Origin of the sequence: Lactococcus sp. NH2-7C, assembly GCF_029953655.1 — a bacterium.
Classification (GTDB): domain Bacteria; phylum Bacillota; class Bacilli; order Lactobacillales; family Streptococcaceae; genus Lactococcus; species Lactococcus lactis.
Genome location: NZ_CP124538.1, coordinates 1,541,976 through 1,563,840 on the forward strand (window position 1 = coordinate 1,541,976; position 21,865 = coordinate 1,563,840).

Sequence of the window (21,865 nt, forward strand, 5' to 3'; positions counted from 1 at the left end):
TTATGTTATATTTAGCATTACGATTAACTTATATTATGGAGGATAAATTGGAAAGAAAAAAAAAGATGAAAAAGAATATTTGGGTGATAATTATACCTATCTTAATTTTTATTGCCCTTATAGGAGCGGGGGCTTATGCCTTAAGAGATTCACTTATTCGTACTGATCATATGAAAACAAATAGTTCGGATCAACCGACCAAAACTTCAGCTTCTAACGGTTATGTAGAGCAAAAAGGTGAAGAAGCTGCTGTGGGTAGTATAGCACTTGTAGATGATACTGGTATACCAGAATGGGTTAAAGTTCCCTCAAAGGTAAATCTAGATAAATTTACTGATTTATCTACGAATAATATCACTATTTATCGAATTAACAATCCGGAAGTCTTAAAAACAGTTACCAATCGTACGGATCAACGGATGAAAATGTCAGAAGTTATAGCTAAGTATCCTAATGCTTTGATTATGAATGCTTCCGCATTTAATATGCAGACAGGACAAGTAGCTGGATTTCAAATTAATAATGGAAAGTTGATTCAGGACTGGAGCCCAGGTACAACGACTCAATATGCTTTTGTTATTAACAAAGATGGTTCGTGCAAAATTTATGATTCAAGTACACCTGCTTCAACTATTATTAAAAACGGAGGGCAACAAGCCTATGATTTTGGTACTGCAATTATCCGTGATGGTAAAATTCAACCAAGTGATGGCTCAGTAGATTGGAAGATCCATATTTTTATTGCGAATGATAAAGATAATAATCTCTATGCTATTTTGAGTGATACAAATGCAGGTTATGATAATATAATGAAGTCAGTGTCAAATTTGAAGCTCCAAAATATGTTATTACTTGATAGTGGCGGCTCAAGTCAACTATCTGTCAATGGTAAAACGATTGTTGCTAGTCAAGACGATCGAGCCGTACCGGATTATATTGTGATGAAATAAAAATAAAAGAACCTCTTGGTTCTTTTATTTTAGAGATTTTTCAAAAAGGGTTTTGACTGAGTCTAATTCTGTTTGAGAAACGACCTTAGCTCCATTTTCATCTGTTGTATGTAGATTGAGCTTGCTGGTATTCTTTAGAGCCTTATTGTAGCTCATAACGATCGTTTTAGCATCATTGAAACTTATATTGGTTTTAACAGTGTTTGAAAAAGCATAGAGAATTTCTCGATAGTAATTGAAACTTTCAAGTTTTTTCATATGAGCAATTTTTTGAATATTTCCGTAGAGTTCCATTGAGACATTTTGAATCCGAGTGATTGAAGCATCCAAATCAGTATCGTCAATTTGTGTCATATAGGCTTGGACTTGATCAGCAGTTTGTAAATTAACAGTTCCTTGTTTAAACTCATAACCTTCAGCATTGAATGCCTTTGGATTTTGCATGGTGATTCCACCAGTGGCCTGTACAAGTGACCCCATTTTATTAACATCAATCTGAATTACTTTGTTAATGGACACATTCAATAGATCTTTAACCATCTGGAAAATTCCATCATCTCCATTCGTATTGTAAACTTCAGTGATTGTTTTTTGATTAGGCATTGTCGCAAAAACTGGGAAGTTCATGAAAGTAGTTTGATTTGTCTTTACATTCGTTGAGGCTAAAACAGTAGCATAAGCTGTATTTTTAGAATTATTTTTACCAGTTGCAATGATAAGTGTGGTGAATGTTTTAGACTTTTTTAAGTCGATACTTGTTGTTTTAGGGAAATTTTCATATGATGTTGAAAATGATGATTCAACATTTCTATAAGCGGCGTAGGCTATAGAAGCAATAGCGATAATTACTAATGCAAAAATAATTGAAACAACTTTTAGTACTGTGTGTTTTTTCTTACGATAATAACGCCTCTTTTTTTGAGTCATGGTATCTCCATATATATATTATATACCTTAAATTATATCATATTTAATAACAAATTTAAATGTAAGAAAAGTGATGTTATCCTTAAAGCTTAGAGCGTGTATTGTATAATTTATACAAAGGGCAAAATCATGCAAAAAGGACACGCAAAAGAATTTAAAGAAACCTTTATAGACTTCTACCATTCTTGGAAATTCGTCACTCAGCTTTCTAAAAAATACAACGTGACTCGTTTAACGATTTATAAGTCGATGGACCTCTAAGTCAAATGAAGAATCACTCTCAAAAGCTGATATTTTAGAATTTAAAATATGATATCTCACACCCAATCAATTTGAAAAATAAACGCTTAAAATAAATATATTAGAATTATACATTATTTACTATAATAATTTGATTGAACGTCACTTGTTTATAAAGTCACTCTTCATAATGAGTGCTGTTAGTTCATTTTTGTTTTATAATTTAAGTAAAATAATACAGTTATTTTTTATTGGAAAATGAACTTATAATATTTTAAAATTTTTATGGTAAGTGTATGTTTAGAGGTTATATTTGGAAAATATCTAAGAGTAATAAAATTTAAGATAGTTTATTCATTAATGAAAAATAAGTTGATTTTAAAATATTATGGTATCTGTTATTTTAGATATAAAATAAAAGTAGATAGAATTAACTCTATCTACTTTTATGAGAATTTATTTACGCTGGACTCTTTCTTTTCTCCATTTTATATTTTCAAAAAAGGTTGCCAAAAAGGTTGCCATAAGATTTATTTTTAGTGAAATGTATTGAAAGTAAAAAACTTATAAAATCACTAAAAATCAAGGTTTTACAAGTCTATTGACGTGTAATGAAACCTTATTTAACCTCTTTAAAGATTACGTGTTTACGCAATTTTTTAGAGTATTTTTTAAGTTCCAATTTATCTGGAGTGTTGCGTTTGTTCTTTTGAGTAAGGTACAGACGTTCACCAGATTCTTTGTGTTCAAGTGTAATATTTACGCGCATGATAGTCCCTTTCTATAACTTTTGTCGAATTATTTAGTGTCGCGAACTTTGCGGCCTTTGTAGTAGCCTTTAAGTGAAACGCGATGTGAGTGACGGTAGTCACCAGTAGTTTCGTCAAAAGTAACAGTTGGAGCTGTCAATTTGTAATGTGTACGACGACGGTTTTTCTTTGCTGATGAAGTGTGACGTGCAGGTACTGCCATTGTTTTTTTCCTCCGTAGAATTTTATCTCGTTCTTGCAGAGTGCAAAAACGTACTTTATTAGTATAGCATAAATTTTCAGAAATGCAAGTTTTGTAAAGTAAAATTACTTGACAAATTTTTGTAAACCTTTCTGTCAGTAAAATTTGAATAAGAAAAAGTACTGACAAATATCTTTGACAACTAAAATGTTAGGCTCCTTAGCAGAAATTTGGTAGAATGGAAGTAAATTAACGGGTAACTTAAAAATTTAAGCTCAGCTTCGAAAGAATCAAAGCGGCGTAAGGAGAAGACAATCAGGTCGTAAAAACTCCTCACAAAGCAGGGCAATGTTCTAGGACAATTAAATTTTTAAGGAGAAAAGAATGAAAAACTGGAAAAAACTGATTCTTGTTTTTGTCATTGCAGGCGTGGCATTGATTGCTTACTTTGGCTTTAATCAGCCTTTTTTGGCACGCTTAATTGTTACAATTGCTGGAGGAGTCTTGGCTTTCTCAATGCTGATTGAAATGATTAAAACTTTACGGTCTGGCTCTTATGGTGTTGACTTATTGGCCATCACGGCCATTATTGCTACTTTACTAGTGGGCGAATATTGGGCCTCTTTGATTATTATTCTCATGCTTGTTGGAGGTGAGAGTTTAGAAGACTATGCAAATGGTCGAGCTCACCGAGCTTTAGCTGCTTTATTAGATAAGTCGCCTGATATTGCTCATGTGCAAAAAGGGGACAAGGTGGTCGATTTGCCGATAGACCATGTGGAAGTCGGGAGCCATTTATTGATTAGACCGATGGAAATTATTCCAATTGACGGGAAACTTATTTCTGAGGCAGTGGTACTTGATACGGCGTCATTGACGGGTGAAACCAAGCCGAATGAATTAGTAAAAGGTGATCCTGTTCTTTCGGGTGCTATCAATGGGAATTCCAGTATCCAGATTGAAACTACGGTGATAGCGGCAGAATCACAGTTTCAAAAGATTGTAGAACTGGTTAAAGAAACGGAGAAAACTCCAGCTCAATTTGTACGTCTGGCTGATCGTTATGCTGTTCCTTTTACAATTATTGCCTATCTTATTGCAGCAATTGCTTACTTTATTTCTGGTGACCCAGTACGAATTGCGGAAGTCCTAGTGGTTGCCAGCCCTTGTCCATTGATTTTGGCAGCCCCTATCGCGTTTGTTTCGGGAATGAGTCGCTCTAGTCAAAATGGAGCTTTAATCAAAAATGGAACAGTCATCGAAAAATTAGCAAAAGCTCGAGAAATATTTTTAGATAAAACAGGTACAATTACTGAGGGAACAATAAAGGTTGACAGCCTAAAGCCAATAGAAACAGAGGATGAGGCAGAACTTTTACAGTTGGTTTACACAGTTGAAAAATCAAGTGGTCATATTTTAGCAAAAGCTGTTGTTGAATATGCTGAAAATAAAAAGGTTCAACCATTAAAATTGACCTCTTTAACTGAGGTTGCTGGACTTGGTGTGATCGGAGAAATCGAGGGTCAAGAAATTAAAATTGGCCGGAGCTCTTTTACTTTTGCGCCTGAAAATCTTAACTATGAAACAGCATTTTATGTGAGTAAAGCTGGTAAATATATCGGAGCGGTCACTTTCTCTGATACTTTAAGACCAGAAGCCAAAGAAACAATTGCTCAGATGAGAAAAATTGGTCTTGAAAAGATTACAATGTTGACGGGTGACAATCAACTTGTTGCTGATAAAATTGCGAACACTGTTGGAATTGACAATGTTTATGCGGGTTTAATGCCAGATGAAAAATTAAAATTTATTAAAAATGCGACCAATAGACCAGTAATTATGGTGGGAGATGGAGTTAATGATGCTCCAGCTCTAGCCACAGCAGATGTTGGAATTTCAATTGGTGTGGGCTCAGGTACAGTTGCTAGTGAAGCGGCCGATATTGTTCTGTTACAAAATGATCTTAGGAAAGTGACGACTTCTATTGAAATCAGCCGTGACACTTTAAGAATTGCTAAACAAGCGGTCATGATTGGGATTATCATTTGTATTATTTTGATGTTTATTGCAGCTTTGGGAGTGATTCCAGCTGTGATTGGAGCTTTGTTCCAAGAGATCATTGATGTTGTTTCAATTCTCTATGCACTTCGGGCTTTAAGAGGATAAAGAAAAAATTTACTGACGAAATGCTTAAAAGTCCTCTGTCAGTAAATTTTTTTATTTTTTTAGTAATTTTATTAGATTTTCTAGTTCATCAAGATTATCAAAGCGAATGGATAAATTCCCTTGATATTTTTTATTTGCTTGAATCTTAACCCTATTTCCCAATTTTTTCATCAGTTCTTTTTCAGTTTCGTCAGTAAAAAGATTGATATTTAATTTACTGACAGACTTGTCAGTAACTTTTTCTTCACCATAAATAATAGCTTCAAGTCCTCTGACATTGAGCTGCTCTTTAATTATTTTATCAACGAGCTCTAATTGCTTTTTAGGATTTTTTTCAGCTAAAAGTGTTCTGGCGTGAGCAGGTGAAATATCTCGATTTTCAACGTGCTTCAAAATTGTATCAGGTAAACCAAGTAAACGAATAAGATTAGAGACATAAGACCTTGATTTTCCAAGGGCCTTAGCGATTTGATCGTGGGTCATTCCCAATTTGTCAGCCAGTTGTGCCAAGCTTTTGGACTCTTCTAGTGGATTGAGATTTTCTCTCTGCAAATTTTCTAAAATTGAGAGAGTCATCATTTCTTCATCAGAATAGCTTCTAATAATTGCTGGTATAGTTTCTAAACCAGCTAATTTTGAAGCTTGAAACCGACGTTCACCTGCTAAAAGCTCATAGCCAACAAGTTTTGATTTACGAACGATTATGGGTTGTAAAACGCCATTTTCTTGGATAGAATTAGCCAATTCTTTTAATTTATCCTCATCAAAAACAAGACGAGGCTGGTAAGGGTTTTTTACAATTGTTGACAACTTAAGTTGAGTGATTTGTTCTGTCATATTCTTCACTTTCTGTCAGTAAAATTTACTTCGCTCTATTTACTGACAGATTTGTCAGCTCCTATTTTTTTGTTCATCAATCCATTCTTTACGACTATGGAGTGCTTTTTCATATCTTCCCGTGTCATCAGGGCGGAAATAATCGGCATCTTTAATTTTATCAGGTAAGTACTGTTGGTTTACCCAGTGATTAGGAAAATTATGAGCATATTGGTATTCTACAGCTCTTCCTAAATCTTTTGCCCCAGCGTAATGGCCATCCTGTAAGTGCGCTGGTACAGCAAGATTTCCATATTTTCCTAAATCAGCAATCGCTTCATCCATCGCCAAATAAGCCGCATTTGATTTAGGGGATAAAGCCAAGTCAATAATGACATTGGCAAGGGGGATTCGTGCTTCAGGAAAACCGAGTTTTTCGGCCGCTGATAATGCAGAAACCGTATGAAGTGCGGCATCAGGATTTGCTAAACCAATATCTTCATAAGCCATGACGGTTAAGCGCCGGGCTAGACTCTGCAAATCTCCGCCCTCAATTAAACGAGCCGCATAGTGTAAACTTGCGTTGACATCAGAACCACGAATTGACTTTTGTAAAGCAGAAAGCAAGTCATAATGAGCATCGCCATCTTTATCAAAAGTTGCAGCTTTTCTTTGTAAAGAATTTTCCATATCATCTAAAGTGACATGATGTTCTTCTGAGGAAAGAACAGCTAATTCTAAGGCATTAAAAGTAGAACGTAAATCGCCAATAGTTGAATGAATTAAAAAGTAGAGTGCATCATCGTCAATGGTCACATCAAAATCAAATCCACGTTCTTTATCTTGTAAACTTAGGTTTACAGAAAATTCTAAATCTTCTGGTTCTAAAGGTTTTAATTCAAAAATCTGTACGCGAGAACGAATCGCTGGAACAACTGAAAAATAAGGGTTTTCAGTTGTTGCTCCAATTAAAATAATTTGTCCATTTTCTAAAAGTGGTAAAAGAAAATCTTGTTTAGGTTTGTCTAGGCGATGGATTTCATCAAGTAATAAAACAAGTTGTCCAGAAAATTCGGCTTCTGAGGCAATTTCTTGAAGTCTTTTTTTAGTATCTGTCGTTGCATTAAATGTCCGAAAAGCAAAATTCATTGTTCCAGCAATTGCTGAAGCAATTGAAGTTTTACCAATGCCAGGAGGTCCGTAGAGAATCATACTTGAAAGAAGTTGAGTTTCGACCATTCGGCGAATGATTTTTCCTTTACCAACTAAATGTTTTTGTCCAACAATTTCATCAATATTTCTTGGTCTCATTCGTCTTGCAAGATTTTGTGCCATATTATTCTCCAATCCATAGGTTTACAATAAACGTAAACCTGGTTTACAAAATGTTTTTGTCTAGATAGAAGGCGAGAATGCAATCATCAACATATTCACCATCAATGAAAAATTCTTTTTTCAAACATCCTTCTTCAACAAAGCCTAATTTATTATAAAGTTTCAAGGCTGCTGGATTTGAACCCATCACTTGAATTGTAATTTTTTTGAATCCTTCTTTTTTTGCAAAATTAATAAAGAAGTTTATTAGTGTAGTAGCTACGCCCTTACCTCTGGCTTCTTGTGCTGTCATAATGCCAAAGGTGACAGTATGTCTTCCAAATTCAGATTTGTGGCGGGGGCCGTAATCAAGTATTCCAAGAATTTCATCATTTTCTACTGCCAGAAAATAAGTGGTCCCAGTCATAATTTTACCGATAACTTTTTCTGCTGAGGAATCCATGACATGTGGAGTTGAAGCTAAGGTCCAATTTTCATTCTCCAATTGAGCAACTTTGACAAAGTCACGTGGTTCTATTTTTCTAATTTCCATTAAATCTTTCTCCAAATTCTAAAAAAATATCTATTTATACATTCTAAACGTAAAAAAAGCTATTAAATGAGCTGATTTATTAAGTCTTGCGACTTTTCTAGAGCAAATTTTTGTTATAATTATTTTAACATAATATAAAGAGGGTGTGAACAATGGCTAAATTTGGATTTTTAGATGTTTTGGAAGAAGTTTTAGAAAAAGGATTTACTTATGATTTTGAAATGAATTGGGATAAGCGTAATTTTGCGGTAGAAGTCAGCTTTTTACTAGAGGCAGAAAATAGTTCTGGAGCGCTTTTGACTGATGCAGAAGGAGTAGAATCAGCAGAAAATATCGTCTATGAGGATGCAGTTTTATTTTATAATCCAGCTAAATCACGTTTTGATGAAAATGATTATTTGGCAACAATTCCTTATGGTGAAAAAGGCTTATCTCGTGAATTTTTGACTTATTCTGCTCAATTTTTACAAGAAAGTGCCGATCAAGGTTTGGATGATTTAATGGACTTTCTAGCTGATGAAGCTGCCGAAGAATTTTCAGTCAATTGGGATAAAGAAGCTTTTGAAAGTGGTATTGCTAATTTATCTGAAACAGAATTTTATAAGTATCCAAGATATTAAGAAATTTAGAAAGATTTAAGAAATAAAAAATGAGTATTTTAAATGTAAAAAATCTATCCCACGGTTTTGGTGACCGCGCAATTTTTGAAGATGTAAGTTTCCGTTTGCTAAAAGGCGAGCACATCGGCTTTGTTGGGGCAAATGGTGAGGGTAAATCAACTTTCATGAATATTATCACAGGGACTTTGGTTCCTGATGAGGGAAAAGTAATCTGGTCGAAAAAACACCGGGTTGGCTATATGGACCAACATGCTGTGCTTGGAAAAGGAAAAACGACGCGTGAAGCATTGGCTGAGGCTTTTCAATATCTTTTTGATATAGAAGCGCAAATCAATGATACTTACATGAAAATGGCGGAAATGTCAGAAGACGAGATGAATGCTGCGCTTGAGAATGTAGGAGAACTTCAAGAAGAATTGGATAATAGTGACTTTTATCTAATTGATGCCAAAGTTGAAGAAACAGCACGAGGTCTTGGTTTAACTCCCCTGTTGGATAAAGATGTGGCCGAACTTTCTGGAGGGCAAAGAACGAAAATTTTACTTGGCAAACTTTTGCTTGAAAAACCAGATATCTTGCTTTTGGATGAACCAACGAACTATTTGGATGAAGAACATATTTTATGGTTGAAAAATTACCTTAAAAACTATGAGAATGCCTTTATTTTGATTTCGCATGATGTGCCCTTTATGGATGAAGTGGTCAATATCATTTATCATGTGCATGGTCTCGGAATCACCCGCTATTCAATGGGGTATGCGGAATTTGAACGTGTCTTTGAAGAGAAAAAGGCACAGCTTGAAGCTTTGCATAATGCGCAGGTCGCTGAGCAAGCTAAACTGAAAGATTTCATAGCCCGTAAAAAAGCGAATGTGGCAACGTCTGGCCAAGCAAAAGCGCGTGAGAAAAAATTGGCGAAAATGGAAATTGTTGAGACTATTTCTGAAAAGCCAAAACCTCATTTTGATTTTAAATTTAGTAGAAAACCAAGTCGTCTCGTTTTTGAGGCAAAAGATTTAGTCATTGGTTACAATGAACCTTTGTCGTCAGAAATTAATTTAAAAGTAGAAGCTGGACAAAAAATTGCCTTTATTGGTTCCAATGGGATTGGGAAATCGACGTTGCTCAAGAGTTTAATGGGCTTGATTCCAAGTCTTGATGGGGAAGTTGAAAAAGGAAATTTCCAAGATATTGCTTACTATGAGCAAGAAATCAAAAATCCTTCGCAAAAAACGGTACTTGATGATTTATGGGATGAGTATCCAAGTTGGAATCAAGCAGAACTCCGCGGGGCACTTGCTCGGGTGGGATTAACTGCTAAACAAATCGAATCACGTGTTTATGTTCTTTCAGGAGGAGAACAAGCAAAATTACGTTTTGCTAAATTAATGAATACCGAATCTAACATTCTCATCTTGGATGAACCAACCAATCATTTGGACGTGGACGCTAAAGAAGAACTCAAACGTGCATTGATTGAATATCCGGGAACTGTTTTGATGGTTTCACATGAACCAGAATTTTATGAAGGCTTGGTTTCTGATGTGATTAACTGTGAAGAATGGACAACTCGTATTTTGTAATTACTGATTAATTCTTATGCTAGTTCATTCTAATTTTTCTTAAAAATTGGTAGTGGAACTGCAGTTATACTGGCTTGCACAAATGCAAGGAATGGTTTGTGTGAAAAGTTAAACAGTATTAGGAGAAAAATGACTCAAAAACTTCATTCTTGGGAAAATCCCGAACAAGATTATGCACGAACTTTGGCAAAACGCCGCTCTGAGCGGCGTTATCGGAGTTTACAGTTAGTAAAAACTCTTAAAATTTTACTGACAGAATTTAAAAAGCACGATGTGAAAAAATTTAACTCAGAGATATTGAGCTGGATTGATTTGCTTGAAGATGCTGTTGAATATGTTGATGACGAAGATTTTAAGTCAGTAAAAAAATTTGTTTCGAAAATGCAAAGAGAATTAAAAAAACTTGAAAAGTAAATTTTTTACTGACAGGAAAAGAGGACTTCAAGAGCACTATGAAAAGTTATAGTTTTCAAGCTGAACTGGAAATTATCGGTATCAATCCCTTTGTGGCTGTACCACCAGATATTTTGCAGAAAATATTTCAGGATTCAGGCCGAGAAAAATCGCCAATTCCTATTTGTGGTCAGATTAATGAAAAAACTTATCAGCAAAATCTAATGTTTTTCAAAGGGGATTGGCGCTTATATGTCAATACGACGATGCTGAAAAATTCGCCTAAAAGAATCGGGGAAATCTTTGATTTTACAATTTCCTATGATTCAGAGCCACGAATTGTCAAGCAACCACAAGATTTAAGTGAAGCATTAGCCAAAAATCCGGAAGCAAAACAAGTATTTGACCAATTAATTCCCTCTAAACAAGTTGAAATTAATCGTTATATTGCAAGGTTGAAAACAGAAGAAGCCATCGAACGAAATATTAGGCGAGCGATTGGCTTCTTACTGGGAAAGAACTCCTTTGTAGGCCGAGATAAACCATAGAAAGAAAGATGAAATAAATGAATAATTGGAATTCAATCACAATAAAAATCAGTCGCGAAGCTGAAGAAGCTATTTCAGCTTTGCTGATAGAAGCGGGTTCATCCGGTGTTGAAATTAATGACAGCGCTGATTATCTCAATCACGAAGACCAATTTGGCGAGGTTCTTCCCGATATTGAACAATCTGATTTTGTTGAAATTACTGCTTATTATCCAGAAAATATGCCAATTGTGGAACTCAAAGCCGAAATTGAACATAAAATCGCAAATTTAAGTGATTATTTTTCACTGACAGGTCTGTCAGTAACAACGAATAATCTGTCAGAAACAAATTGGGCAGAAGCTTGGAAAAAATATTTTGAACCAGCACGAATTACGCATGATTTAACCATTGTGCCGAGTTGGACAGAGGATTACGTGGCGACAGGGTCTGAAAAATTGATTCGACTTGACCCTGGTATGGCTTTTGGAACTGGAACACATCCAACGACCAAAATGTCACTTTATGCCTTAGAGCAAGTTCTTCGTGGAGGTGAAACGCTACTTGACGTTGGAACGGGTTCGGGCGTTCTATCTGTTGCAGCTTCATATCTTGGTGCGCAAAAAATTTTTGCCTATGATATTGATGAAGTTGCTGTGCGCGTGGCTTTAGAAAATATTGAACTCAATCCGGGTCATGAAAAAATTCACGTTTCAGCCAATAATTTGCTTGAAGGAATTGATAAAAAGGCAGATGTCATTGTGGCTAATATTTTGGCTGATATCCTTGTTTTAATGACAGAAGACGCATTCCGCTTGGTCAAAGAAGAAGGTTACCTCATTATGTCAGGAATTATTGCTGACAAAGCGGACATGGTCATTGCATCAGCAGAAAAAGCTGGATTTTTCCTTGAAACACGAATGATTCAAGGCGAATGGAACTGTCTGATTTTTAAGAAAACAGAAAATCGTGAAGGAGTCATTGGCGGATAAAAGGCTTAAATAAAGTCGCTTATCTTTCAGTCAATGGAGAAGCACAATAAAGAAAAGATTACATTCAAAACTTTATTCTAAGAAATGATTGGAAAAAACATGGCCAACCAATATTTTGTATTTAAAAAATTACCGGAACCGGGCGAAGAATTTATCATTGAAAATCAAGCAGCAGCTCATCATATTTTCACTGTGATGCGGGCTAAAAGTGGTGACCAAATCCGTCTTGTTTTTACTGACGGTGAAATTGGGCTGTCAGAAGTCGTTTCGCCAAGTGACCAATCAGTGAAGCTGATAAAATTACTGACAGAGTCCTCAGAATTGCCCGTTCAAATTACCGTGGCTGTAGGATTTCCTAAAGGAGATAAGCTCGATTTTATTGTTGAAAAATCAACAGAATTAGGAGCTACAGCCATTTGGTCAGCACCTTTTAAAGCTTCTGTCAGTAAATGGGACAAGAAAAAACTGACCAAAAAACAAGAAAAATTGGAAAAAGTCGCTCTAGGAGCGGCCGAACAATCACGCAGACAAATGATTCCAGAGCTTCAACTTTTTGAGCAATTTACTGATTTACTTGATAAATTTACTGATTTTGACCAAGTCCTTATCGCTTATGAAGAATCAGCAAAAACTGGTGAAAAAACAATGTTTAAGCAGGCACTGACAGAAATGTCAGCCGACCAAAAAGTACTCATTATTTTTGGACCAGAAGGTGGGATTCATCCAACTGAGATTACAAAATTTACTGATTTGGGTGCAAAAACGATTGGATTAGGTCCACGGATTTTAAGAGCAGAAACCGCACCATTGTATGCTCTATCAAGTCTTTCAGCTTATTTTGAATTATTATAAATAAAAAAATTAAGGAAAACATTAATGAAAAAGCGAGTACAACGTAGCAAAAAACGAATTCGTTGGGCTTCAGTCCTCACAGTTTTCGTTCTTTTAATTGGAATAATTGCAATTGCTTTTGCTGCTGTTCATTTGTTGAATCCTAAAACAAATACAAGCCCAAAAAGCAGTCAAACTTCTAGTCAAAACAAATCTAAAAGCACTGTTTCATCTAGTTCTTCTCAACCAAAAGAAACAAAATGGTTCACTGGAACAAATGAAAATCAGCTGCCCATTTTGATGTTTCATTATGTCACTTCAAGAGCTGATCAGCTCCCACAAGATAGTAATAACATCAATAGTGTAACCTTTGAAAATGAATTAAAAGCGCTGAAAGAAAAAGGCTACACAACGGTTAGTGGCTCAGATGCCGAAAAAATTCTAACAACTAAAGAAAAACCAAGTGATAAAATGGTTTGGCTTACTTTTGATGATGGTTCAGTCACAATGTATACTGAAATTTTCCCTTTATTGAAAAAATACAATATGCACGCCACGAATTTTATTATTACAGGTTATGTGAATAAAGCCCAAGGTGGAATTTTGACCTGGGAACAAATCAAGGAGATGAAAGCAAGTGGTCTTGTTGATTTTGGCAGTCATACAGTCAGTCATCCTGATTTAGGAAAGCTCACTTTGGAAGCTCAACGAACAGAACTTGAACAATCAAAAGCAGATTTAGATAAAAACCTTGATCAAAAAACAGATATTATCTGTTATCCAGCAGGTGGTTACAACCAAAATACCTTAAATTTAGCCAGCGAATTAGGCTATAAGTTTGGCTTGCTTGACCCAGGTCGTAACGGTGCTGTTGCAATAGCAGCCAAAGAAAGTGATGGTCTATTAACGCTACCGCGCTTTAGAATGATGAGTTCTACCACTACTGAGCAAATGCTACAAATGATTCAACCCTCCACCGATTATAATGAAAAAAATAAATAAACTCCGAATAATCGGAGTTTTATCTTTAGTTTTGCAATAGTCATACTTTTGCTTAACCTACAAATGTGATAGAATAGATTAAATTAAGTGAAATGAAATAAACCTTAACTTACAAAAATTAATGAGATAATATTTTAATCTAATAAGGAGGAAAACTGGTCACCATTTTAGAATCAACGTTAAAATGGTCTAGTATTTAAAGTTATGCCACAAGAACCAGTCTTAACCGGAGCAGAAGTTGTTAATATCTGTTCTGATTATATGAATGAAACAGACCTTTTACTCGTGGAAAAGGCACTTGCTTGTGCCTCGCTTGCCCACGCAGACCAATATCGTGCTTCAGGAGAAGCTTATTTTGTTCACCCTACTCAAGTTGCAGGAATTTTAGCCAAATTAAAACTGGATGCCGTTACTGTTTCCTGTGGTTTTTTGCATGATGTTGTTGAAGATACTAATTTTACGCAAGGCGATTTGCAAGAATTATTTGGTGATGAAATTGCTGAAATTGTTGATGGAGTTACTAAGTTAGGTAAAGTTGAGTATAAGTCACACGAAGAACAATTGGCTGAAAATCACCGTAAGATGCTTATGGCTATGTCCAAAGACATTCGTGTTATTTTGGTCAAATTGGCTGACCGTTTGCACAACATGCGCACGCTTAAACATCTCAGACCAGATAAACAAAAGCGGATTTCACGTGAAACCATGGAAATTTATGCCCCTCTTGCTCATCGCTTGGGGATTGCCAGCATCAAGTGGGAATTAGAAGATTTATCATTCCGTTATCTTGAAGAAGCAGAATTTTATCGCATTCGTGGTCTCATGAATGAAAAAAGAACAGCTCGTGAAGCGCTTGTTGCTGAAGTAATTGGTAAATTACAAGAACGAGTCGAAAAAGCAGGAGTTGACGCAGAAATTTACGGGCGTCCGAAACATATTTATTCTATTTATCGTAAAATGCACGATAAGAAGAAACGTTTTGATGAGATTTATGATTTGATTGCCATTCGTTGTATCACAGAAACAACAAGTGATGTTTACACCACTTTAGGCTATATTCATGACCTTTGGAAACCAATGCCAGGTCGTTTTAAAGATTATATTGCCAATCCAAAAGCCAATGGTTATCAATCTGTCCATACAACTGTTTATGGTCCCAAAGGCCCAATGGAATTCCAAATTAGAACACGGGAAATGCACCAAATCGCAGAGTTTGGGGTCGCCGCTCACTGGGCTTACAAACAAGGAATTAAAGCAAAAGTTGATGTTCATGAAATTTCTGAAACCTTGAATTGGATTCATGAACTTGTGGAATTGCGTGAAGAAGCTGGTGATTCAGCAGAAGATTTTGTCAAAGCCGTTCAAGAAGATATTTTATCAGATAAGATTTATGTCTTCACTCCAAATGGTGAAGTCCAAGAATTACCAAGAGGTTCAGGCCCTATTGACTTTGCTTATGCTATTCATACAAAAGTCGGTGACCATGCGACTGGAGCCAAAGTAAATGGACGAATGAAACCATTATCTGTTCAACTAAAAACAGGTGATCGGGTTGAAATTATTACCAGCTCAAGCTCTTTTGGACCAAGCCGTGACTGGATTAATCTAGTTAAGACTAATAAAGCTCGAAATAAAATCAAACAATTCTTTAAGAACCAAGATAAAGAATTGTCGGTCAATAAAGGCCGTGAAATGTTACAAGAGGCTCTGGAAGAAGCTGGGTTTGTTCCCAATCAATATTTAGATAAGAAGCACCTAGACGAAGTCTTCAATAAGATTAGCTACCGTAATGCGGAAGCTTTGTATGCAGCAATTGGATTTGGTGAGCTTTCAGCAACAACAATTGCCAATCGTTTAACTGAAAATGAACGTCGTGAAGTTGAGAGGGCCAAACAAAAAGCAGAAGCTGAAGAGCTGATGAAGGGCGAAGTTAAACGCGAATCAAGTAAAAATATCATGAAGATTCGTCACGATGGTGGAGTCAGTGTTTCAGGGATTGATAGCCTACTTGTTCGTATCGCCAAATGTTGTAATCCTGTTCCAGGAGATCCAATTGTGGGATACATTACAAAAGGGCGTGGTGTTTCAGTTCATAGAGCTGATTGTCAAAACGTTCGAAGCATGGAAGACTTTGAACAAAGACTTGTTGAAGTTGAATGGGATGATTCAGAAAACTTAGTGAAAGAATATGTCGCTAATATTGATGTTTATGGTTTTAATCGTCCTGGATTACTCAATGATGTGATGCAAGTTTTATCAAATTCTACTAAAAATTTAATTTCAATTAATGCTCAACCCACTAAAGATAAAAAAATGGCGAATATTCACATCGCTTTAGGTATTAAAAATCTCTCAGATTTGACTTTGATTGTTGATAAAATCAAAATGACCCCAGATGTCTACTCCGTAAAACGGACAAATGCTTAGGAAAAGAGCTTGACTTAGTCAAGCTCTTTTAAATTACTTTCTTTAATAATATAATTGGGACGTTTTTTGGTCTCTAGGAATATTTTAGCGATATATTTACCAATAATTCCAAGAGAGAGAAGTTGTAAGCCACCTAACAGTAAAATCAAAACAATCAAAGTTGGAAAGCCTTGAACAGGGTCACCAAAAATCAGTGTTTTAAGAAGATAAAAAATACTGAGCAAAAGTGAGGCTAAAAAACTGATAAAACCAACAAATGTCGCAATATTGAGAGGCATTTCCGAAAAATTAATAATCCCATCAATAGAATAACGGAGGAGTTGACTTAAAGACCAAGAAGTCTGACCAGCACTTCGTTCGTGATTTTCGTATTCTAAATAAGTTACATCATAACCAACCCAAGAAAAAAGTCCTTTTGAAAAACGATTATTTTCTCTGAGTGTCAAAATACTATCCACAACTTGACGAGTCATAAGCCGAAAATCTCTGGCTCCGTCCACAATAGGTGTAGTTGATACTTTATTAATGATCTTATAAAAAAATCGAGAGAAAAAAGAAATCAGTGGAGATTCACCAGAACGCGAAATTCTGCGAGCACCAACACTATCATAGCCTTCTTGAAGTTTCTGATACATGGAAACAAGTAGTTCAGGTGGATCTTGTAAATCAACATCCATTACTGTAACAAGAGGCTCTTTAGTGGCTTCTAAGCCTGCAAGTAAAGCTGCTTCTTTACCAAAATTTCTTGAGAAACTAATGTAGTTAATATTGTCAACTTGACTCGCTAATTTTTTTATAAGAGGGAGCGTTTGGTCACTAGAACCGTCGTTTACAAAGTAAAAAACCTTTTTTAGCTTGAGTTTTTCTGTTTTGTCATTTACCTCTTTAATAAAGAGCTCAATCGTTTCTTCTTCGTTATAAACGGGGACAACAATCGCTAATTCTTCCATTTTTTTCCTTTATTATTTTTTTAATCTCATTTTAGAACTAATAGTTAGAGACTCTTATTCTATGATAATACCTAAAGAGTGATATGATGTCAAGAATTCTTTAGGCATTGTTAAAATAAAAGTAAGTCGAGAAAATGAGCGTTTTTATGCTATACTGTCAGTAAAGAGATTATCATAGGAGTGAAATATAAATATTATGAAAATAGTAATTCAACGTGTAAAGTCAGCTTCTGTCAGTAATGATGGTGTCCTTAAGGAAAAAATTAATCAAGGTTTCTTGTTGTTGGTTGGGGTTGAGGATGCTGACAGCAATTTTGATTTGGATTATGCAGTACGTAAAATCGCGCAAATGCGGATCTTTTCAGATGAAGATGATAAAATGAATCTCTCTGTTCAAGATATTCAAGGAGAGATTTTGTCAATTTCTCAGTTTACTTTGTATGCGGAGACTAAAAAAGGGAATCGTCCGAGTTTTTCTGCAGCAGGGAAACCTGATTTTGCTAAAGCGATGTATGAAAAATTTAATGACAGTTTGGCTCAGATTTTATCAGTTAAAGCAGGCGTTTTTGGTGCAGATATGCAAGTTGAATTGATAAATGATGGCCCTGTCACTATTATTTTAGATACGAAAGAAGCTAGGAAAAATGCCTAAGAGACTGCAAAAAAGTAGCGTAAAAAAACGAGTTCCTGTTCGCTCTGTCAGTAAAACAAAAACTTCAAAGACTTTAGAAAAAACTGACCAAATTGGTGAAATCTGGCAAAATAATATGATTCAATCATTTGATGAAGATTATTCAAAGGAACAGGCAAGAAAACAGCAAAATAAAAACTTGACTGAGCGTCAGAAACGAAAAATTGAGGAAATGCAAAGCAATCCGGAGATGATTCAAGCGCGTGAAGAACTTAAAGAAGAGTTTCTCAATACGCATCCACAATATGCCAAGATGACGAGTGAAGAATTGCAAGAATCAATGACTCGTCATGCTTTAGAAGATGAAAAGCTTAGAAAACAAAAGCTCCGTCATCACATTGAAGCATTTGCTGACGGAATTATTGCGGTCATTATTACAATTATGCTCCTTGAAATTCCTGTACCTTCTGGTAATCAAGGCTATTGGGAGTTCATCAGTTCAGTTGGAATCTTCTTAGTAAGTTTTGTTGTTACAGCTAATTTTTGGTTCAATCGACACAAAATTTTTGCTCTGACTGAAGAAATTACAGAAAAAATTATTGTTCAAGATTTTATCTTTATTGGTTTGCTTTCACTGATTCCGTTGTTGACCAAATGGATTATGGTTGCTCCAACATCATTTAGTGCCTTGAATTTTGGTCTGGTTTTGATTGTGATTTTACTTCAGCAGGAGCTTTTAAGTTATTCAATTACTAAAGATCATTTTCATAAAATGCCAAAATCCTTTAAATTCTGGCGTCGTGTTTGGTTAATCAGACTATTTTCAACCATTCTAATGAATGTTATCATCATGATTATTGCCATTATTTTTCCATTTTATGGACATTGGCTCTTTGTTATTGTTCCTATTTTTAACTTTTTGTTCCGCATGGTTAATGACCGCAATCAAGAAGAAGAAGTTTATGCTGCTACACGTTCTATCGGTGTTCCCTATTTGAAAGAAGGTTAATTATGACTGTAAAAAATATTATTTTTGATTTAGGTGGTGTAATTTTAGACTTAGGTTTTGAGCGAATGGTCAACTCCTTTGAGGACTTAGGAATAAAAGATTTTTCTGCTTATTTTAATCCGCAAAAACAAGTCGATTTTTTTGAGGAACTAGAATTGGGCCTTATTTCTCCCGAAATTTTTTATGACAAGTTTAGAGAAGCAACAAATAGCCAACTGACAGATGAAGTAATTGAAGAAAATTGGAATTTAATTCTAAAAAATTTTCAAAAAGAACGAATGGATTTACTGACAGAGCTATCAGCAGATTTCTCACTCTATCTTTTTTCAAATACTAATGCTATTCACGCTAAATGTTTTGAGCAGCGTTGTATCGATGAGATGGGTCGACCTCTATCAACTTATTTTAGAAAAACTTATTATTCACATGACTTGCATTTGAGAAAACCAACAGTTGAAAGTTTTCAAGAGGTTCTTCGTCAGTCAAATTTAAAGGCTGATGAAACTTTATTTATTGATGACAATGCGGATAATATCTTGGGGGCGCAAACAGCAGGTTTGAAAACGTATCATCTAAAGGCACCAAAAGTACTGACAGAACTCAATTTTCAAGAAATAATTTACTGACAAGTCTGTCAGTAATTTTTTTGTAAAAAAGTTTTTATACTGCATAAGGTTTGTTCTTGACAATTGTCAGACAATTCGGTAAAATACAGTTTATTGAAATTATTTGGTTACAAATTCAGAAAAATGAGGATTTATTATGGGATTTATGAGAAAAGCTGATTTTGAGCTTTATCGAGATGCAGATAAACACTATAATCAGGTGTTAACTACACGTGATTTTCTTGCACTAGGTGTTGGAACAATTATTTCGACTTCTATTTTTACTTTACCAGGTCAGGTTGCTGCACAATTTGCAGGACCAGGTGTTGTCTTTTCTTATCTGCTTGCTGCTTTGGTCGCTGGTTTTGTTGCCTTAGCTTATGCTGAAATGTCAACAGTGATGCCATTTGCAGGTTCAGCCTATTCTTGGATTTCAGTCTTATTTGGCGAAGGTTTTGGTTGGATTGCTGGATGGGCTTTGCTTGCGGAATACTTTATTGCCGTTGCCTTTGTTGGATCAGGTTTCTCAGCAAATTTGCAACAGTTGTTAGCACCACTCGGTTTCCATCTACCAAAGGTATTGGCCAATCCATTTGGTACAGACGGTGGAATTGTTGATATTATTTCACTTTTAGTCATTTTACTCTCGGCAATTATTGTCTTTCGTGGGGCATCTGATGCTGGACGAATTAGTCAAATTCTTGTTGTGCTTAAAGTGGCAGCTGTCATTGCTTTTATTATTGTTGGTATTACGGTCATTAAGCCAGCAAATTACCATCCATTTATTCCGCCACACAATCCCAAAACAGGTTTTGGTGGCTTCTCGGGAATCTGGTCTGGGGTGTCAATGATTTTCTTGGCCTATATCGGTTTTGATTCAATTGCAGCCAATTCAGCGGAAGCTAAAAATCCCCAAAAAACAATGCCACGTGGAATTATTGGGTCGCTTCTCATTGCTGTTGTTCTATTTGCGGCAGTAACCTTGGTACTTGTAGGGATGCATCCTTACTCAGCCTATGCAGGAAATGCAGCTCCAGTTGGTTGGGCTCTTCAACAATCAGGTTATTCTGTTTTATCAGAAGTTGTAACAGCTATTGCACTTGCCGGAATGTTTATCGCCCTTTTGGGGATGGTTCTTGCAGGTTCACGTTTGCTTTATGCTTTTGGACGCGATGGACTTTTACCTAAAGGTTTGGGTAAAATGAATGCCCGAAATCTTCCAGCAAATGGTGTGTGGACCTTAGCCATTGTTGCTATTGTCATCGGGGCGTTCTTCCCCTTTGCTTTCCTTGCTCAACTTATTTCAGCAGGAACTTTGATTGCTTTCATGTTTGTTACACTTGGAATCTATTCACTTCGTCGTCGTCAAGGAAAAGATTTGCCAGAAGCAACTTACAAAATGCCTTTCTACCCAGTTTTACCAGCCCTTGGTTTTCTTGGTTCATTATTTGTATTTTGGGGACTGGATGTGCAAGCAAAACTATATTCAGGAATTTGGTTCCTTATTGGAATTTTGATTTATTTTGCTTATGGAAATCGTCGAAGCAGAAAATCAGAAGAAAAATAAAAAGATATTATAAAAAAATGGTCTCAAAATCTTTTGGAACCATTTTTTTGTCATCATTTTGGAGCGGACAAAAATTGCTAAAATTACTAAAATAAGTTAAAATAGGGAAGTTATCAGCAACTATGATATGAGGAGTAAATTACCCAAAAATGAAAGAATATGAAAAACAACACCGAATCTTTTATGTCTTTTTACGCAATCTTGTCGCTTTTTTACTTTTCATTTTGAATGGAAAAAGTAAATACTACAATGTTGACCGAATTCCTAAAGATGAAAATTATATATTAGTCGCCCCTCACCGAATGGCTTGGGAGCCAGTTTGGTTTGCTTTTGCAACTCGTCCTAAACAATTTATTTTCATGGCGAAAAAAGAATTGTTTAAAGGATTCGGGGGTTGGTGGATTAAAATGTGTGGTGCCTTTCCAGTTGATCGCGAAAATCCAGGAACTAAGCCTTTAAAACATGCGGTTAAAATGCTTAAAGAATCAGATAAATCAATGATTATGTTTCCATCAGGAAGTCGTCATAGTGCAGAGATGAAAGGTGGCGTTGCGGTTATTGCTAAAATGGCAAAAGTCCGGATTGTACCTGCCGTCTATCAAGGGCCTTTGACGATGAAAGGTGTTTTCAAGCGTCAAAAAGTTTCAATAAATATTGGACATCCAATTGATATTTCAGATATTAAAAAAATGGATGAAGCAGGCATTGCCGAAGTTAACCGTCGAATGGAAGTTGCTTTTGCAGAGCTTGATAAAGAATTGAACCCAGATTTTCATTATGAAGCAAAATAAAAAAATCTAGCAAATTAATT

General features: G+C 35.6%; 22 protein-coding genes. 15 read left to right on the plus strand and 7 right to left on the minus strand.

What is annotated here, in order from left to right:
* Positions 1 to 35 precede the first annotated feature (35 nt).
* Positions 36 to 950: a phosphodiester glycosidase family protein gene (locus tag QJV49_RS07795; RefSeq protein WP_309568387.1), complete on the plus strand. Its 915-nt coding sequence runs from the start codon at positions 36 to 38 to the stop codon at positions 948 to 950.
* A gap of 24 nt (positions 951 to 974) precedes the next feature.
* Here the strand turns inward: QJV49_RS07795 and QJV49_RS07800 are convergent, their stop codons facing one another.
* The 3 genes from QJV49_RS07800 to rpmF all read right to left on the minus strand — a co-directional run bounded on the left by QJV49_RS07800 (position 975) and on the right by rpmF (position 3,089).
* The gene (locus QJV49_RS07800; RefSeq protein ID WP_225512421.1) at positions 975 to 1,877 is read right to left on the minus strand and encodes an LCP family protein; all 903 of its coding nucleotides are present in this window, start codon (positions 1,875 to 1,877) and stop codon (positions 975 to 977) included.
* An 859-nt stretch (positions 1,878 to 2,736) separates the two neighbouring features.
* Positions 2,737 to 2,886, minus strand: coding sequence for a 50S ribosomal protein L33 (rpmG, locus tag QJV49_RS07810; protein WP_003132258.1), 150 nt, complete (start codon positions 2,884 to 2,886; stop codon positions 2,737 to 2,739).
* Between the two features lie 29 nt (positions 2,887 to 2,915).
* Positions 2,916 to 3,089 carry a 50S ribosomal protein L32 gene (rpmF, locus tag QJV49_RS07815; RefSeq protein ID WP_010905107.1) on the minus strand — a complete coding sequence of 58 codons (174 nt, stop codon included), beginning with the start codon at positions 3,087 to 3,089 and terminating at the stop codon, positions 2,916 to 2,918.
* A 363-nt stretch (positions 3,090 to 3,452) separates the two neighbouring features.
* Here rpmF and QJV49_RS07820 point away from each other — a divergent pair, with 363 nt between their 5' ends.
* The gene (locus QJV49_RS07820) at positions 3,453 to 5,234 is read left to right on the plus strand and encodes a heavy metal translocating P-type ATPase (RefSeq protein ID WP_225512420.1); all 1,782 of its coding nucleotides are present in this window, start codon (positions 3,453 to 3,455) and stop codon (positions 5,232 to 5,234) included.
* A 51-nt stretch (positions 5,235 to 5,285) separates the two neighbouring features.
* On the opposite strand, the gene QJV49_RS07825 is transcribed toward QJV49_RS07820, so the two are convergent.
* The 3 genes from QJV49_RS07825 to QJV49_RS07835 are packed head-to-tail and all read right to left on the minus strand — an operon-like array spanning position 5,286 to position 7,917.
* Complete coding sequence (locus QJV49_RS07825) at positions 5,286 to 6,071, minus strand: ParB/RepB/Spo0J family partition protein (RefSeq protein ID WP_225512419.1); 786 nt, start codon at positions 6,069 to 6,071, stop codon at positions 5,286 to 5,288.
* A gap of 54 nt (positions 6,072 to 6,125) precedes the next feature.
* Positions 6,126 to 7,385: a replication-associated recombination protein A gene (locus tag QJV49_RS07830; protein ID WP_225512418.1), complete on the minus strand. Its 1,260-nt coding sequence runs from the start codon at positions 7,383 to 7,385 to the stop codon at positions 6,126 to 6,128.
* 43 nt (positions 7,386 to 7,428) lie between these two features.
* Positions 7,429 to 7,917, minus strand: a complete 489-nt coding sequence (locus QJV49_RS07835) for a GNAT family N-acetyltransferase (protein WP_225512417.1) — start codon at positions 7,915 to 7,917, stop codon at positions 7,429 to 7,431.
* A gap of 152 nt (positions 7,918 to 8,069) precedes the next feature.
* Between QJV49_RS07835 and QJV49_RS07840 the strand changes: the two genes are divergently transcribed.
* The 8 genes from QJV49_RS07840 to QJV49_RS07875 all read left to right on the plus strand — a co-directional run bounded on the left by QJV49_RS07840 (position 8,070) and on the right by QJV49_RS07875 (position 16,292).
* Positions 8,070 to 8,537, plus strand: a complete 468-nt coding sequence (locus QJV49_RS07840) for a DUF3013 family protein (protein ID WP_225512416.1) — start codon at positions 8,070 to 8,072, stop codon at positions 8,535 to 8,537.
* A 29-nt stretch (positions 8,538 to 8,566) separates the two neighbouring features.
* A complete protein-coding gene (locus QJV49_RS07845; protein WP_225512415.1) occupies positions 8,567 to 10,120 on the plus strand; it encodes an ABC-F family ATP-binding cassette domain-containing protein in 1,554 nt (517 codons plus the stop codon).
* A 129-nt stretch (positions 10,121 to 10,249) separates the two neighbouring features.
* Positions 10,250 to 10,534, plus strand: a complete 285-nt coding sequence (locus tag QJV49_RS07850; RefSeq protein WP_225512414.1) for a hypothetical protein — start codon at positions 10,250 to 10,252, stop codon at positions 10,532 to 10,534.
* Positions 10,535 to 10,572: 38 nt separating this feature from the next.
* Positions 10,573 to 11,061, plus strand: coding sequence for a YdeI/OmpD-associated family protein (locus tag QJV49_RS07855; RefSeq protein WP_225512413.1), 489 nt, complete (start codon positions 10,573 to 10,575; stop codon positions 11,059 to 11,061).
* Between the two features lie 17 nt (positions 11,062 to 11,078).
* Positions 11,079 to 12,032, plus strand: coding sequence for a 50S ribosomal protein L11 methyltransferase (gene prmA / locus QJV49_RS07860; RefSeq protein WP_225512412.1), 954 nt, complete (start codon positions 11,079 to 11,081; stop codon positions 12,030 to 12,032).
* A 99-nt stretch (positions 12,033 to 12,131) separates the two neighbouring features.
* The gene (locus QJV49_RS07865; RefSeq protein WP_225512411.1) at positions 12,132 to 12,884 is read left to right on the plus strand and encodes a 16S rRNA (uracil(1498)-N(3))-methyltransferase; all 753 of its coding nucleotides are present in this window, start codon (positions 12,132 to 12,134) and stop codon (positions 12,882 to 12,884) included.
* Between the two features lie 24 nt (positions 12,885 to 12,908).
* Positions 12,909 to 13,865: a polysaccharide deacetylase family protein gene (locus QJV49_RS07870; RefSeq protein WP_225512410.1), complete on the plus strand. Its 957-nt coding sequence runs from the start codon at positions 12,909 to 12,911 to the stop codon at positions 13,863 to 13,865.
* Positions 13,866 to 14,069: 204 nt separating this feature from the next.
* The gene (locus tag QJV49_RS07875; RefSeq protein WP_225512409.1) at positions 14,070 to 16,292 is read left to right on the plus strand and encodes a bifunctional (p)ppGpp synthetase/guanosine-3',5'-bis(diphosphate) 3'-pyrophosphohydrolase; all 2,223 of its coding nucleotides are present in this window, start codon (positions 14,070 to 14,072) and stop codon (positions 16,290 to 16,292) included.
* 14 nt (positions 16,293 to 16,306) lie between these two features.
* Here the strand turns inward: QJV49_RS07875 and QJV49_RS07880 are convergent, their stop codons facing one another.
* On the minus strand, positions 16,307 to 17,242 hold the full coding sequence (locus QJV49_RS07880) for a glycosyltransferase family 2 protein (protein WP_225512408.1): 936 nt from the start codon (positions 17,240 to 17,242) through the stop codon (positions 16,307 to 16,309).
* Positions 17,243 to 17,438: 196 nt separating this feature from the next.
* On the opposite strand from QJV49_RS07880, the gene dtd reads away from it, so the two are divergent.
* The 5 genes from dtd to QJV49_RS07905 all read left to right on the plus strand — a co-directional run bounded on the left by dtd (position 17,439) and on the right by QJV49_RS07905 (position 21,845).
* On the plus strand, positions 17,439 to 17,894 hold the full coding sequence (gene dtd, locus QJV49_RS07885; protein ID WP_225512407.1) for a D-aminoacyl-tRNA deacylase: 456 nt from the start codon (positions 17,439 to 17,441) through the stop codon (positions 17,892 to 17,894).
* Positions 17,887 to 18,882 carry a TMEM175 family protein gene (locus QJV49_RS07890; RefSeq protein WP_225512406.1) on the plus strand — a complete coding sequence of 332 codons (996 nt, stop codon included), beginning with the start codon at positions 17,887 to 17,889 and terminating at the stop codon, positions 18,880 to 18,882. Before dtd ends, QJV49_RS07890 begins: the two co-directional genes overlap by 8 nt.
* 2 nt (positions 18,883 to 18,884) lie before the next feature.
* Positions 18,885 to 19,508 carry an HAD family phosphatase gene (locus QJV49_RS07895; RefSeq protein ID WP_225512405.1) on the plus strand — a complete coding sequence of 208 codons (624 nt, stop codon included), beginning with the start codon at positions 18,885 to 18,887 and terminating at the stop codon, positions 19,506 to 19,508.
* 136 nt (positions 19,509 to 19,644) lie between these two features.
* Positions 19,645 to 21,054: an APC family permease gene (locus QJV49_RS07900; RefSeq protein WP_225512404.1), complete on the plus strand. Its 1,410-nt coding sequence runs from the start codon at positions 19,645 to 19,647 to the stop codon at positions 21,052 to 21,054.
* Between the two features lie 149 nt (positions 21,055 to 21,203).
* Entirely contained in the window at positions 21,204 to 21,845 is a 642-nt protein-coding gene (locus QJV49_RS07905; RefSeq protein WP_017863968.1) for a 1-acyl-sn-glycerol-3-phosphate acyltransferase, read from the plus strand.
* Positions 21,846 to 21,865: the final 20 nt, after the last annotated feature.